This is a genomic window from Lacinutrix algicola (genome assembly GCF_001418085.1).
In the GTDB taxonomy this organism is placed as follows: domain Bacteria; phylum Bacteroidota; class Bacteroidia; order Flavobacteriales; family Flavobacteriaceae; genus Lacinutrix; species Lacinutrix algicola.
This window is the reverse complement of sequence record NZ_LIQH01000036.1, coordinates 197,382-211,056: the sequence shown is the minus strand read 5'-3', so window position 1 is coordinate 211,056 and position 13,675 is coordinate 197,382. Positions and strand designations below refer to the sequence as shown.

At 32.2% G+C, this 13,675-nt stretch carries 13 protein-coding genes; 1 reads left to right on the top strand and 12 read right to left on the bottom strand.

The features are described from left to right. Positions 1–79: 79 nt before the first annotated feature. Complete coding sequence (locus ASC41_RS09360) at positions 80–2,341, top strand: transglycosylase domain-containing protein (protein WP_055436370.1); 2,262 nt, start codon at positions 80–82, stop codon at positions 2,339–2,341. An 89-nt stretch (positions 2,342–2,430) separates the two neighbouring features. On the opposite strand, the gene ASC41_RS09355 is transcribed toward ASC41_RS09360, so the two are convergent. The 12 genes from ASC41_RS09355 to ASC41_RS09300 all read right to left on the bottom strand — a co-directional run bounded on the left by ASC41_RS09355 (position 2,431) and on the right by ASC41_RS09300 (position 13,560). Continuing rightward, positions 2,431–3,393: a DUF3078 domain-containing protein gene (locus tag ASC41_RS09355; RefSeq protein WP_055436369.1), complete on the bottom strand. Its 963-nt coding sequence runs from the start codon at positions 3,391–3,393 to the stop codon at positions 2,431–2,433. 106 nt (positions 3,394–3,499) lie between these two features. Beyond that, positions 3,500–4,003, bottom strand: a complete 504-nt coding sequence (locus ASC41_RS09350) for a DUF2480 family protein (RefSeq protein WP_055436368.1) — start codon at positions 4,001–4,003, stop codon at positions 3,500–3,502. A gap of 17 nt (positions 4,004–4,020) precedes the next feature. Then, positions 4,021–5,856, bottom strand: a complete 1,836-nt coding sequence (locus ASC41_RS09345; RefSeq protein WP_055436367.1) for an ABC transporter ATP-binding protein — start codon at positions 5,854–5,856, stop codon at positions 4,021–4,023. Between the two features lie 11 nt (positions 5,857–5,867). Then, on the bottom strand, positions 5,868–6,194 hold the full coding sequence (locus ASC41_RS09340; RefSeq protein ID WP_055436366.1) for a DUF59 domain-containing protein: 327 nt from the start codon (positions 6,192–6,194) through the stop codon (positions 5,868–5,870). A 74-nt stretch (positions 6,195–6,268) separates the two neighbouring features. After that, complete coding sequence (locus tag ASC41_RS09335) at positions 6,269–6,694, bottom strand: SufE family protein (RefSeq protein ID WP_055436365.1); 426 nt, start codon at positions 6,692–6,694, stop codon at positions 6,269–6,271. Positions 6,695–6,733: 39 nt separating this feature from the next. Further along, positions 6,734–7,543: an META domain-containing protein gene (locus tag ASC41_RS09330; RefSeq protein WP_055436364.1), complete on the bottom strand. Its 810-nt coding sequence runs from the start codon at positions 7,541–7,543 to the stop codon at positions 6,734–6,736. 52 nt (positions 7,544–7,595) lie between these two features. After that, entirely contained in the window at positions 7,596–8,810 is a 1,215-nt protein-coding gene (locus ASC41_RS09325) for an aminotransferase class V-fold PLP-dependent enzyme (protein WP_055436383.1), read from the bottom strand. Positions 8,811–9,056: 246 nt separating this feature from the next. After that, a complete protein-coding gene (gene sufD / locus ASC41_RS09320) occupies positions 9,057–10,370 on the bottom strand; it encodes a Fe-S cluster assembly protein SufD (protein ID WP_055436363.1) in 1,314 nt (437 codons plus the stop codon). 172 nt (positions 10,371–10,542) lie between these two features. Continuing rightward, positions 10,543–11,295: a Fe-S cluster assembly ATPase SufC gene (gene sufC / locus ASC41_RS09315; protein ID WP_055436382.1), complete on the bottom strand. Its 753-nt coding sequence runs from the start codon at positions 11,293–11,295 to the stop codon at positions 10,543–10,545. 4 nt (positions 11,296–11,299) lie between these two features. Continuing rightward, the gene (locus tag ASC41_RS09310) at positions 11,300–11,725 is read right to left on the bottom strand and encodes a hypothetical protein (RefSeq protein WP_055436362.1); all 426 of its coding nucleotides are present in this window, start codon (positions 11,723–11,725) and stop codon (positions 11,300–11,302) included. Between the two features lie 38 nt (positions 11,726–11,763). Next, entirely contained in the window at positions 11,764–13,212 is a 1,449-nt protein-coding gene (sufB, locus tag ASC41_RS09305) for a Fe-S cluster assembly protein SufB (protein ID WP_055436381.1), read from the bottom strand. A gap of 18 nt (positions 13,213–13,230) precedes the next feature. Continuing rightward, positions 13,231–13,560 (bottom strand): HesB/IscA family protein, encoded by a 330-nt coding sequence (locus tag ASC41_RS09300; RefSeq protein ID WP_055436361.1) that lies wholly within the window; start codon positions 13,558–13,560, stop codon positions 13,231–13,233. Between the last annotated feature and the right edge of the window lie 115 nt (positions 13,561–13,675).

Here is a 13,675-nt window from a genome sequence, read left to right as displayed (position 1 = left end):
TTTTTATTATAATAACAACCAACATCATAGATAATATCGTAATTAAAAGAAACAGATCTTTTTCACGTTATAGCTACACATGATAAAACAAAAATTAAGTACATTCTTTAAAAATAAATGGGTAAAAAAATCCATTTTAGCTGGTATTGGAGCCGTAATTTTAGCTCTCGTTTTTTTTGTCAGCATCTATTTTGGAGCCTTTGGTAAATTACCAAACACAGCAGATTTAACAAATTTAAAGCAAGCCGAAGCCACTCAGGTTTTAGATAAAGACAGTAAGCTTATTGGTAAATATTACATTTACGATAGGCAGCCATTAACTTATAATCAATTTCCAAAACATCTTTTAAATGCTTTAATAGCAACCGAAGATGTGCGATTTTATGAGCACGATGGCGTAGATAATGTTAGTTTACTGCGTGTGTTATTTAAAACAATTTTGTTTCAAGATAAATCTTCGGGAGGAGGAAGTACAATTACTTTGCAATTGGCAAAAAACTTATACGGTAGAGATAAACACTTTGCTTTTAGTACAGTAATTAACAAAGTAAAAGAGTCTATAGTTGCCAAGCGAATAGAAAACATATATTCTAAAAAAGAAATATTAACTATGTACCTTAATACGGTTCCGTTTCCAGATAATACCTATGGAATAGAAAGTGCTTCTCGTAAATTTTTTAGTATTCCCACATCAAGTTTAACCTTATCTCAAGGAGCTACTCTTGTAGGAACTTTAAAAGCAAATAGTTTTTATAACCCGAGACGTAATTTAGAAAACAGTAAGAAAAGACGAGATGTAGTATTACAACAAATGCTAAAGTATAACTACATTACAGAAAACCAATTAACAACATCTAAAACCGAAGCTATAGATTTAGATTACCAATCTTTTAATCACGATTTAGGGTTAGCACCATACTTTAGAGCACAGTTAAAAAAGGAATTAGCAATTGTATTAGAAGATTATAAAAAGCCAAATGGAGAGGCTTATAATTTGTATAAGGATGGATTAGTAGTACACACAACATTAGACTACCAAATGCAGAAGTATGCAGAGGAAGCAATGCAATTGCATCTCACAAAATTACAAGAGGCTTACGAGGCTTCTTATGGTAAAAATGCACCATGGCAAACCAATAAAAAGCTAATTGAAAAAACAATAAAAACACTTCCTGCATATAAAAAATATAAAGCACTTGGTTTAGAGGATACTCAAATTATGGATTCACTTGCTATCAAGCACGAAGTTGAGGTGTTTAACTGGAAAGAAACTAAAATCGAAAACATTTCTACAATAGATAGTTTAAAGCATTACTTAAAGTTTTTAAACACAGGCATGATTGCTTTAGAACCTAAAACAGGAGCAGTAAGAACTTATATTGGTGGTATAGATTATCGTTTTTTTAAATACGATCACGTATCACAAAGCGAACGCCAGGTAGGTTCTACATTTAAGCCTTTTGTTTATACCGCTGCTATAGATAACGGTATGAAACCATGTACTTATTTTTCTCCGGAAGCAGTGACGTACACAGATTATAAAAACTGGACACCAACAAACTCTGGAAGTAAAGAAGAAGATCCGCACATTAATTATAATCTAGAAAAAGCATTAAGCCAATCTATGAATACTATTGCTGTAAAGGTTTTAAATGAAGTAGGTATCGATAAAGTTTTAAAGCAAGCTGAGAAATTAGGGATTACAAAAGAACTTCCTGAAGAACCGTCTTTAGCTTTAGGTGTTGCCGAAATTAATATACAAGAACTCGCAGGTGCTTATGCTAGTTATGTAAATAGTAGCAAACCAGTTAAACCCTATTTTATTACTAAAATTGAAGATAAAAACGGAGTAGAGATTGTGTCCTTTAAACCAGAAGTAAAAGAAACTAAAGCTTATAGTGATTATACAAGACAAGTAATGTTACAAATTATGAAGTCTACGGTTAATTCCGGAACTGCTGCTAGATTAAGGTCGACTTACAATCTTAAAAACAATATAGCAGGCAAAACTGGTACCACTCAAGATAATAAAGATGGTTGGTTTGTAGGTATTACGCCTAACTTAGTTACTGTAAATTGGGTTGGTAACGATAATTATAATATTGGTTTTAAAACTACAGGCTTAGGGCAAGGCGCAAATTCTGCTTTACCAATTTTCGCTAAGTTTTATCAGAAGTTAAATGCAGATTCAAATTATAGTTCTATTACTAAAAGTAGTTTCGAAACTCCTTCAAATGAAGTGCTTGATGCATTAAATTGCGAAGAAGATAAACGTGATGGTTTCTTAAAAAGGCTCTTTAATAATAAGAAGAATGAACGTAAGTTTAATAAAAAGGATTAAATTATTTTTAGACTTCCAATTTTATAAAAAACTGAACATAAAAAAACGTCTGATTACTAAAGCGTTTTTAATACTATATTGTTTGTAGATTATAGGTTGTAACTTAACCCTAATAACCAGTAAGACTGTAATTTGTTATCTACGTTTCCAAAAGTAGGAATAGGATTTGTAGATGTAGCATCATACTGTCCTAAAGTATAGTTAAGCGCTTCTTGTTTGTTGCTTCTTAAGCCAAAGTCAAAACCAACACCAATCATTTTCCATAAAGTATAACTAAATGAGTTCGTCCAAGTCACGTTAGATAAATCTCCAGACTTATAACTTTGGAAAGTAGATAAGTTAGACTTAAAGCTAATAGCACCAATTTGTCTTGTGTAATCCGCTACTATTTTTGCACCTAAAGAAGATTGAAAAACAGCATCATTTTTAGCAAATACAAAGTTGTAGTTTAATGGGTGAATAACAACAATTAAGTTCTCCATAGGAGTCCAAGTTCCACCAACACCAACGTCTAAATATCCAGGATCGTTAAAGTTGTCTAATAAAGTTGTTCTGTATTCTGCTAAAGCAGAAACTGCAAAGTTTTTAGCAATATTTCTACCGTACAGAGAAGAAATATTGAAAACATCTGTAGTTGGGTTAAAATCTTTATCATCAACTTCAAAAGGAGTACCTTCTAAATTATCATTAGACTTGTCATCTAATTTTACCCAGTTAAGGTTAGACGTTAAAGAGTTTCTCCAGAAAAATTTGTCTTCAATTAAATTAGCATATGCATTAATAGAAACTCCAATATTACCAGAGGCATTGTCAGGTGTTCCTTGAGAGTACCAGTTGCTAAAATTAGAAAGTGTTCCACCAATAGTACCAAAAAGACCTTTTCTCCATCCTGGAAGCGCATCAATTTGAGCTTGTAAAGCATCTGCTTCAGCTTGAGCAGAATCAGCAATAGCTTGTTTTTCCGTTTTCTGAGTGTGTAACTCTTCTTTTGTTTGTGCTTGTACCGATACAACACCAATACTAAAAGCTAATAGAAATAATACTTTTTTCATTTTTTTAAATTTTGTAAGACAAAAGTATATCAAATGAATATAATTAGAGGATTTCAGTAATATAATTAATTAAGATATACGATTAAGTGCTTGTTTTTTTCGATAATTAACGCTTGAATAAAGGCACAGAAGAACAAGCCTCACCAAACATTATAGATTTTACTACAGGTTTTAGCTTGTTTGTAATCATTATATAAGCACTAGAAGGTACTGGTTTTTTAGAGCAACCTTTTATAATTACCGGTTTGTCTTTAAATATATTAATATCTAAATTGGTAATAATATCTTGATATAATGCTGTTTCTAATGTTTCCAAATTACCTAAAACAGTAGTTTTTGAAAATGGAGCTAATTGAATGCTTAGTAACATGTAGGCCCAATCTGGAACTATTGCATCTGTTGTACAAGTTAATGCAACAAGAGTATCTTGATATTGCGACCAATCATGTTCTTTAACTAAAACTCTAAACTCTTTTTCTCTTAGCACGAAACCTTCGTAAAGCCAATCTTTTATATCAAAAAGTATGCGTTCGCCTTTAGGATAATAATCCTCAAGATCAAAAACAACAAGCTTACTGGTTGTTACGCGGTTTATAATTTCATCAGCCATAATACAAATTTAAATCTTTATTGGTAACCTTCTGCTTGTAGTGTAAATAATTCGGCATACAACGATTTGTTTTCCATGAGTTCCTCATGTGTGCCAATTTCTAAAACACGTCCTTCTTCTAATACTAGTATTCTATCGGCTTGTCTTACTGTGCTAAATCTATGCGAAATTATAACACTTGTTTTAAATTGAGTTAAGCCAATAAAACGATCGAAAACCTCGCTTTCTGCTTTAGCATCTAAAGCCGAAGTAGGTTCGTCTAAAATCATCACTTTAGCATCTTTCATATAGGCTCTTGCTAGTGCTACTTTTTGCCATTGTCCACCAGAAAGTTCTTGTCCTTTTGCAAAACGCTTGCCTAATTGTTGGTCGTAGCCAAACTTTAAATCTTGCACCACTTCGTCTGCTAAACTTAATTTTGCTGCGTCTTCAATTTTAGATTGGTTATTTATTTCATTAATATCGCCAATAGCTATGTTTTCTCTTACGGTAAATTCGTATTTAAAGAAGTCTTGAAAAATAACGCCAAAATATTCTTGATATTTGGCTTTATCGAATCTATTAATATTAATGCCATCTAGTAGAATTTCACCAGAAGTAGGCTCGTAAAAACGTAACAGAAGTTTTGTTAATGTTGTTTTTCCTGCTCCATTTTGTCCTACAAATGCTAGTTTTTCGCCAGCTTTCATATTAAAACTAATGCCTTTTAGTATTTCGTTTTCAGATCCTGGATAAGCAAAACGGACATTTTTAAATTCGAAACCTTCCTTTATGTTTTCAGGAAGTGGCATGTCTTCTTTATGTGCGGGCTTGATAGATATGTCTAGGAAATCGAAATAATCTTTTAAATACAATGCACTTTCTGTTATGCGCGTGAATTTAGAAAAGAAATCTTGTAGGTTTCTTGTAAGTCTGTTAAATGCTCCAGATAAAAAGGTTAATTCACCTAGTGTAATTACTCCAGAAATAACTCTATATATTATAAAAACATAAGCGCCATAGTAACTTAAAGTACCTAAAACATTAAATAGGAAACCTAATGCCGAACGTTTTACGGCTAGCTTTTTATTAAGGTTGTAGTATTCGTGAGATAGGTTTTTAAATCGGTCTACTACAAAATCTGTTAAGCCAAAAAGCTTTATTTCTTTTGCAGTTTTATCGTTTGCACCAATAAAACGTAAATAATCTAATTCTCTACGTTCTGCAGTCCATCCTCTTGCTAGAGAATATTGTTGTTGGCTAAACCAAATTTCGTTTATAAACGATGGAATAATACTTAGTATTAAAAGAATAATTAAGTAAGGCTCAAAATAAATTAAACCTGCCACTAATGTGATTATAGATATTAGGCTTTGTACTTCGCCTAAGGCATTAGACATTAATCCAACACGACCATTAGTTTGTGTTCTTGCACGTTCTAACTTATCGTAAAACTCTGAGTCTTCAAGCAGACTTATATTTATTTGATTTGTTTTTTTTATAATTCTTACCGAAGAGTCTATCGAGTAAGAGTCACCAAGTAAGCCGTCTGTTAAAGAAATGGCTCTGCTTATAAGGTCTGAAATTATGATTAAACCAAACTCTATTGCAACATAGGTCCAGAGTAGGTTTAAATCTGAAACTTCTACTTTAGTTTGTAGAATAATTTCGTCTATAATTATTTTACCTATCCAAAGAATAATTACAGGTAAAATGGCTCCAATAAGCCTGCAAAAGGCAGAAAGTAAAAAGAGTTTTTTGTTGGTTCTCCAGATTTCTTTAAAAAATCTTGGAATAAAAACTAGCGCACTAAAAGATTTTCGTAAGCTAGTTTTTTTTCCATCTTTAAGAGATTTAGGAGCTTGTCTTGGCATTGCTTTTCTATTTAGAGCATACCAAGTTCTAGTTTCGCTTCTTCACTCATTAATTCTTGAGTCCATGGTGGATCGAAAGTAATTTCAACTTCGGCGTTATTAACGTCTTTAAGAGATTTTACTTTTTCTTCAACTTCTAAAGGTAGTGTTTCAGCTACCGGACAGTTAGGTGTTGTTAAAGTCATTAGTATTTTAACATCGTAATCTTCATTTACAAAAACATCGTAAATTAATCCTAATTCGTATATATCTACAGGTATTTCTGGATCGTAAATAGTTTTTATTACTGCTACTATTTTTTCTCCTAACTCTGTTGTATCTATTGTTGTGTCGCTCATTTTTTTTGTTTTTACGTTAAATCCTTAGTTGTTTGGTTGTAAGTTTACTTACAACTCTACAGTAAAAGACTTAACTATTTTACTTGTGTTTGGTACGCAATGGCATACATTTTAATTTGCTTTATCATGCTTACTAAACCATTTGCTCGGGTTGGAGACAAATGTTCTTTTAAGCCTATAGCATCAATAAAATCTGTATTTGCGTCTAAGATGTCTTTAGGGTGCTGGTTTGAAAAAGCTCTAATTAATATAGCTATAATACCTTTTGTAATAATGGCATCGCTATCTGCAGTAAAACTAATTTTGTTGTCATCCATTTCTGCATGAACCCAAACTTTACTTTGACAACCTTTAATAATATTATCTTCAGTTTTAAATTGGTCGTCAATTAAAGGTAAATCTTTACCTAAATCTATCATGTATTGATAGCGTTCTTCCCAATCTTCAAACATTGAAAATTCATCTATAATTTCGTCTTGTATTTCTTGAATGCTTTGCATTTTAATAATCTTTTTGCTATTGCAAAATTACGAAATTCTTTAGTTCTTTTCTTTAGTAGGATTGCTAATCTTCATTACTAAATTATACAAAGATTTAATTTCTTCGTTTGGGTTTCCAGCATCAAAAGTTGGTACGCTGTAGGTTTCACCATCTTTAGTAATTGAAAAGTTTGCTAAAGCGGCACCATCGTATTGGTGTGCTTTACTTGGTGCTTCGAGTGTAGGTAATGTTTTTAAATTTAATACTGAGACTTGTTTTAATACAGTACTCCAGTCTTCATTAGAACACGTTTTTACATTTGGCTCTGTATTACGACCATTTTTAACACTTACTGTTTTATTGTCTAAAATTATTTGACTGAATGAACCTCTAGAATGTGTCTTGTATTCAATTTTTATGTTATTTTCTGCTACCATTACAGTTTTCGTTGCAGTAAGCAATTCGGTTTTAGAATCAAGTAATATTAATTTATCACCTTTAATTTTAAAGTTTGTGACTTTACCTAATTCAGCCATCATTTTACTTTCAACTAAATTACTGTTTTTGTCGGCACACATTTTTTTAGTAGAACCTAAAGCGCTAAATTTCATGGTATTTCCTTCAGTAGTATAAGTTCCGAAAAAGTTATTACAACCAGAAAATCCAGAGACTTTACTATTAGCTTCATCAAAAGTAATGGTGAGATCTTTAGTTAAGTTTTCTACTGCCATTTCTGAAACTGTAAATGTTCCATTAAGAGTTTCTTGAACGCTTTTCATAGTATCGTTAGATAGATTGGATGTTGCTTGATTTGAGGCTCCACAGGCATTTAAAATAATAGCAAATAGTAATATAGCAGTTGTTTTCATTTTTAAGTTGTTGTTTGTTACGGTTATAATATTACAAAAAAGAAGCCAAACTTTAAGAAAGCATCATTTTTGCTTTTTTAACGCCAGCTACTAATGCGTCAATCTCTTCTTTTGTGTTGTAAAAAGCAAAAGAAGCTCTAACAGTACCTGGAATATTGAAAAAAGCCATAATAGGTTGTGCACAATGATGACCAGTTCTTACAGCGATTCCCATTTTGTCTAGAAGTGTACCAACATCGTAAGGATGTATGCCTTCTAAATTAAAACTAATTACAGAGGTTTTATTTTTAGATGTACCGTATATTTTTAGACCTTCAATTTCTAACAGTTTCTCTGTTCCGTAGTCTAAAAGCTCTTTTTCGTAGGCTTCAATAGCATCAAAACCTATAGCATTCATGTAATCTAGTGCAGCACCAAAAGCAATACCTCCGCAAATGTTTGGTGTTCCTGCTTCAAATTTATGTGGTAAACCTGCGTAAGTTGTTTTTTCAAAACTTACTTGGTCTATCATTTCTCCACCACCTTGATAGGGAGGTAACTTAGTAAGCCATTCTTCTTTGCCGTATAACATACCAACACCTGTTGGTCCGCAAATTTTATGCGCAGAAGCAACGTAAAAATCTACATCTAGTGCTTGAACGTCTGGTTTAATATGGGGACAAGCTTGTGCGCCATCTATTAAAACTGCAGCGCCAACTTTATGGGCTTGCTCTATAATTTTTTCTATAGGATTTACTGTTCCTAATGCATTTGAAATATGATTTACAAAAACCAATTTTGTTTTATCCGAAAGCAATTCAGTATAACTATCCATTACCAATTCTCCATCTAGGTTCATTGGTATTACTTTTAATATAGCACCAGTTTTCTCGCAAAGCATTTGCCAAGGCACAATATTACTGTGGTGCTCTAATGCTGAAACAATAACTTCGTCACCTTTCTCTAATATTGAAGCAAAACCATGTGCTACTAGATTAATACTTTCTGTTGTACCAGCTGTTAGTATAATCTCGTATGGATGCTTTGCATTAAAATGATTTTGGACAGTATGTCTAGCAGCTTCATATTTATCTGTAGCTTCTTGACTTAATGCGTGAACACCTCTATGAATATTTGCATTGTAGTTACTATAATAATCTACTATTACATCTATTACTTGCTGTGGTGTTTGCGAAGTTGCAGCATTATCAAAATACACCAAAGGTTTACCGTTTACTTTACGATTAAGTATTGGGAAGTCTTTTCTTATTTTATTTATGTCTAACATCTGTTGTCTGTAGAGTTTTACTTGTTCGGCACCCAAATAGCTAGGCTAAAGGTTGAAAACAAAAATACGAAACGTTTTTCATCTATAAACTCCATTTCTCAATTACCGTGAGTAGAGTTTTAAAATTTACATTTCTGTTAAAAAGGATAATAGTTTAAAGTGAAAGGCATAAAAAAACTGCTTCTAAATATTAGAAACAGTTTTTATTTATTTTCAGAATTATATAGTTTCTACTTTTTTAGAAGCTTATAAATCAAAACCAATATTAACGCCTAATTTTTTAGCGATGATATTAGTAATACGTTGTTTTAATTCTGGAATTTTAACAGAATTTAAAACATTATTACTAAAAGCAAACATTAATAAAGCTCTTGCTTCTTTTTCTGGAATACCACGTTGTTTCATATAAAACAAAGCGCTTTCGTCTAATTGACCAATAGTACAACCGTGAGAACATTTTACATCATCTGCAAAAATTTCTAATTGAGGTTTTGTGTTTATAGATGCTTTGTCACTTAATAAAATATTATTGTTAGATTGGAATGCATTTGTTTTCTGCGCTAATTTGTCAACAACTACTTTACCGTTAAAAACACCTGTAGAACTGTCTGAGAAAATACCTTTGTAATCTTGGTGGCTCTCGCAATTTGGCTCTATGTGGTGTACTAAAGTATTATGGTCTACGTGTTGTTTATCTCCAATAATGGTAATACCTTTCATTGTAGAATCCATGTGTTCACCATTTTGGTAAAAGTTAAGATTGTTACGAATTAACTTACCACCAAAAGAAAATGTGTGTACAAAACAGTTAGTTTGATCTTTTTGATCTACAAAAGTACTATCTATTAAAGAAGCATTTTTGTTATCGTTTTGAATTTTGTAGTAATCTACAATAGCACGTTTATCTGCATAAATCTCAGTAACACTATTTGTTAAAACAGGATTATCTGTTAAACTTTGGTGACGTTCTATAATTTGAACATGAGAATTCTCGTCTACAACAATTAAGTTTCTAGGCTGAAGCATTAAAGCAGCTTCGTTTCCTGTAGCAAAATGTATAATTTGAATTGGCTTTTCTACCAATTTATTTTTTGGAATGTGTATGTAAGCACCTTCGTTAGAAAATGCAGTATTTAAAGATGTTAAACTGTCTTTAGGTGCTATTTTATTAAAATAATTTTCAATAACAGCTTTGTATTTAGGTTTAACTAACGCCGAAGACATTAAACAAACATCAATACCATCATGAGTTGTTTGAGATAAATGAGATGAATATTTTCCATCTATAAAAACAATTTTATAAGTGTCTATATCGTGTATAAAATACTTCTTGATATCTTTATAATCTAACGCATTCTCTTGTTTTGGGAATACGCTGTAGTCATGCTTTAAAACACTGTTTAAAGAGGTGTATTTCCAAGCCTCTTCCTTTTTTGAAGGGAATCCGCTAGTTTCGAATGTTTTAATAGCTTCACTTCTAATATCATGAATAGGTGAATCTACATCCTGATTATTTTCGAATGCTAAAAATGATGATACTAATTTTTCTTTTAAATCCATAATTCTGTCATTCCTGCGAAGGCAGGAATCTTTTTAATTTATCTAGAACTTTATGTTGTGGATTCCTGCCTGGGCAGGAATGACAAAACTGTTCATTTTGAAAGCTAAAAAAATTGAGTAATCAGCAAAGAGTTTGCAACTACAAACTGCAACTGACCACTGCGAATTAATTCTAAGCGTCTACCTCTTCTTTAATCCAGTCGTAACCTTTTTCTTCAAGTTCATGCGCTAATTCTTTACCGCCAGACTTTACAATACGACCTTTGTATAAAACGTGTACAAAATCTGGAACGATGTAATCTAATAAACGTTGGTAGTGTGTAATTAACACAACAGCATTGTCTTTAGATTTTAATTTATTAACACCATTAGCGACAATACGTAAAGCATCGATATCTAAACCAGAATCTGTTTCATCTAATATTGCTAATTTTGGCTCTAACATTGCCATTTGGAATATCTCGTTACGTTTCTTTTCTCCTCCCGAAAAACCTTCGTTTAACGAACGCGATAGGAACTTACGGTCTATTTCTAGCAATTCTGCTTTATCACGAATCATTTTAAGCATGTCTTTAGCAGGCATATCTTCTAAGCCTTTAGCTTTACGTGTTTCGTTAATAGCAGTTTTGATGAAGTTAGTTACCGAAACTCCAGGAATTTCTACTGGATATTGAAAGGATAAGAAAACACCTTTATGAGCACGCTCTTCAGCAGCTAACTCTTCAATATCTTGACCGTCAAGAAGTATTTGACCTTTATCTACTTGGTATTCTTCTTTTCCAGCAATTACTGAAGCTAAAGTGCTTTTTCCAGAACCATTAGGTCCCATAATAGCATGTACTTCTCCAGCTTTTACTTCAAGGTTAATTCCTTTTAAAATCGATTTATCTTCAACACTTGCGTGTAAATCTTTTATTTGTAACATAGTTTTATTTTCCAATTTTAATCACCTCGTTTTTTACTGCAGGTTCTTTTACGCTAATAATTTCTTTAATGTCAATATTAAAAGGCCAACCTTCTTCGCCTTCAACTTTAGGTGTGATTTTTCCACGAACTTGAACTAGAATACCGTCGGTATCTTCTGTTCTATATGGTTTTCCCATAGTATGTAATTCGTGCATTTTTTCGTTTAATACAACACCATAAATAGCACTGTTTCCTACTTGTAAAACAGCAGCATCTGCATAATATGAAAACTCACCACTTAAAGTTGTTAAACCATCTTTTGCTTGAGTTCTGTCTACGCCATCGGCATCAACAGTTGCATCGTTATAACCATCTTTAACTCCTTTTTTAAAGTCTTCACAAGATGAGAAACTAATAATAAGTACTAATAGTAAGATTGCTTTTTTCATGATTATTTTCTGTTTAAGCAGAAATGTTTTAATTAAACTTAACCTACTGAGCCTTCAAGGCTAATTTCTAATAATTTTTGTGCTTCTACAGCAAATTCCATTGGTAATTTATTTAGTACTTCTTTACTAAAACCATTAACAATTAATGCAATTGCTTTTTCTGTATCTATACCACGTTGGTTACAGTAGAAAATCTGGTCTTCACCAATTTTACTAGTTGTAGCTTCGTGCTCAATCATTGCACTTTTGTTTTTAGCTTCTATATAAGGAAAAGTGTGTGCTCCACATTCGTTACCCATTAATAAACTATCACATTGCGAGAAGTTACGTGCGTTTTCTGCACGAGCACTAACATGTACTAAACCTCTGTATGAGTTTTGAGATTTTCCAGCCGAAATACCTTTAGAGATAATAGTCGATTTGGTGTTTTTTCCCAAATGAATCATTTTAGTTCCAGTATCTGCTTGTTGGTGATTATTTGTTACTGCAATAGAATAAAATTCTCCCACAGAGTTATCACCTTTTAAAATACAAGAAGGATATTTCCAAGTTACTGCAGATCCTGTTTCAACTTGTGTCCAAGAGATTTTAGCGTTTTTCTCGCATAAACCACGTTTAGTTACAAAGTTATAAACACCACCTAATCCTTCAGCATTTCCTGGATACCAGTTTTGTACTGTTGAATATTTTATTTCTGCATCGTCAAGAGCAATAAGCTCTACAACTGCTGCATGTAATTGGTTTTCATCTCTACTTGGAGCGGTACAACCTTCTAGGTAAGAAACATAACTACCTTCGTCTGCAACAAGTAATGTGCGTTCAAATTGTCCTGTTCCACCTTGATTAATTCTAAAATATGTAGATAATTCCATTGGGCATTTTACACCTTTTGGAATGTAGCAAAAAGAACCATCACTAAATACTGCTGAATTTAAAGCTGCATAAAAGTTATCTGTAGTTGGCACTATAGTACCAATATATTTTCTAACTAGTTCTGGATGTTCTTGTATTGCTTCAGAAATTGGCATAAAAATAATACCTTTTTCTGCTAATGTTTTCTTGAATGTAGTAGCCACAGAAACGGAATCGACAACAATATCCATTGCTACGTTATTCATTTTCTTTTGCTCGTCTACAGAGATTCCTAGCTTTTTATACATTGCTAGTAAATCTGGATCTACATCGTCTAATGTTTTATTAGGATCTACTGCAACAGGTGCAGAGTAATAAGCAATAGCCTGAAAATCTGGCTTTGTATAATTTACGTTAGCCCAGTCTGGTTCTTCCATAGCTTGCCAAACTTTAAAAGCTTCAAGTCTCCATTCTGTCATCCATTCTGGCTCTTCCTTTTTCTTAGAAATAGCGCGAACAATATCTTCGTTTAAACCAATAGGAAATGTTTCAGATTCTATATCTGTAAAAAAACCGTATTCGTATTCTTTGGTTTTAAGTTCTTCTCTTAAATCGTCTTCAGTATATTTCGACATAATGCGTTCGTTCAATTTTTATAATGAGAATGATTCTCCGCAACCGCATGTTCGGTTAGCGTTAGGATTATTAAATACGAAACCAGTTCCGTTTAATCCACCAGAATATTCTAAAGTTGTACCAATAAGGTATAAAAAACTCTTTTTGTCGACTATAATTTTTACATCATTATCTTCAAAAACTTTATCATCGTCTTCTTTGGTTTTATCAAATTTTAAATCGTAAGATAAACCAGAGCAGCCACCACTCTTAACGCCAACACGTACGTAATCTACTGTTGGATTAAATCCATCGTCAGTCATTAATTCAACGACTTTCTTTTTAGCTGTATCAGAAACTTTTATCATATTCTTATATAGAGTTTATCTAAATAGGTTGCAAATATACAATATTGGTCTGTTTTTTTCGCACTACCTAACATTATATTAGCATATGGTTTAATAGTAAAATACTATGTAATAT

What these genes read in the sequence shown, in the direction of transcription:
- ASC41_RS09340 (WP_055436366.1), bottom strand. Translation starts at nt 6,194, where the DNA reads ATGAGCGACACAACAATAGATACAACAGAGTTAGGAGAAAAAATAGTA.
- ASC41_RS09325 (WP_055436383.1), bottom strand. Translation starts at nt 8,810, where the DNA reads ATGTTAGACATAAATAAAATAAGAAAAGACTTCCCAATACTTAATCGT.
- ASC41_RS09310 (WP_055436362.1), bottom strand. Translation starts at nt 11,725, where the DNA reads ATGAAAAAAGCAATCTTACTATTAGTACTTATTATTAGTTTCTCATCT.
- ASC41_RS09300 (WP_055436361.1), bottom strand. Translation starts at nt 13,560, where the DNA reads ATGATAAAAGTTTCTGATACAGCTAAAAAGAAAGTCGTTGAATTAATG.
- ASC41_RS09360 (WP_055436370.1), top strand. Translation starts at nt 80, where the DNA reads ATGATAAAACAAAAATTAAGTACATTCTTTAAAAATAAATGGGTAAAA.
- sufD (WP_055436363.1), bottom strand. Translation starts at nt 10,370, where the DNA reads ATGGATTTAAAAGAAAAATTAGTATCATCATTTTTAGCATTCGAAAAT.
- sufC (WP_055436382.1), bottom strand. Translation starts at nt 11,295, where the DNA reads ATGTTACAAATAAAAGATTTACACGCAAGTGTTGAAGATAAATCGATT.
- ASC41_RS09355 (WP_055436369.1), bottom strand. Translation starts at nt 3,393, where the DNA reads ATGAAAAAAGTATTATTTCTATTAGCTTTTAGTATTGGTGTTGTATCG.
- ASC41_RS09350 (WP_055436368.1), bottom strand. Translation starts at nt 4,003, where the DNA reads ATGGCTGATGAAATTATAAACCGCGTAACAACCAGTAAGCTTGTTGTT.
- ASC41_RS09330 (WP_055436364.1), bottom strand. Translation starts at nt 7,543, where the DNA reads ATGAAAACAACTGCTATATTACTATTTGCTATTATTTTAAATGCCTGT.
- ASC41_RS09335 (WP_055436365.1), bottom strand. Translation starts at nt 6,694, where the DNA reads ATGCAAAGCATTCAAGAAATACAAGACGAAATTATAGATGAATTTTCA.
- ASC41_RS09345 (WP_055436367.1), bottom strand. Translation starts at nt 5,856, where the DNA reads ATGCCAAGACAAGCTCCTAAATCTCTTAAAGATGGAAAAAAAACTAGC.
- sufB (WP_055436381.1), bottom strand. Translation starts at nt 13,212, where the DNA reads ATGTCGAAATATACTGAAGACGATTTAAGAGAAGAACTTAAAACCAAA.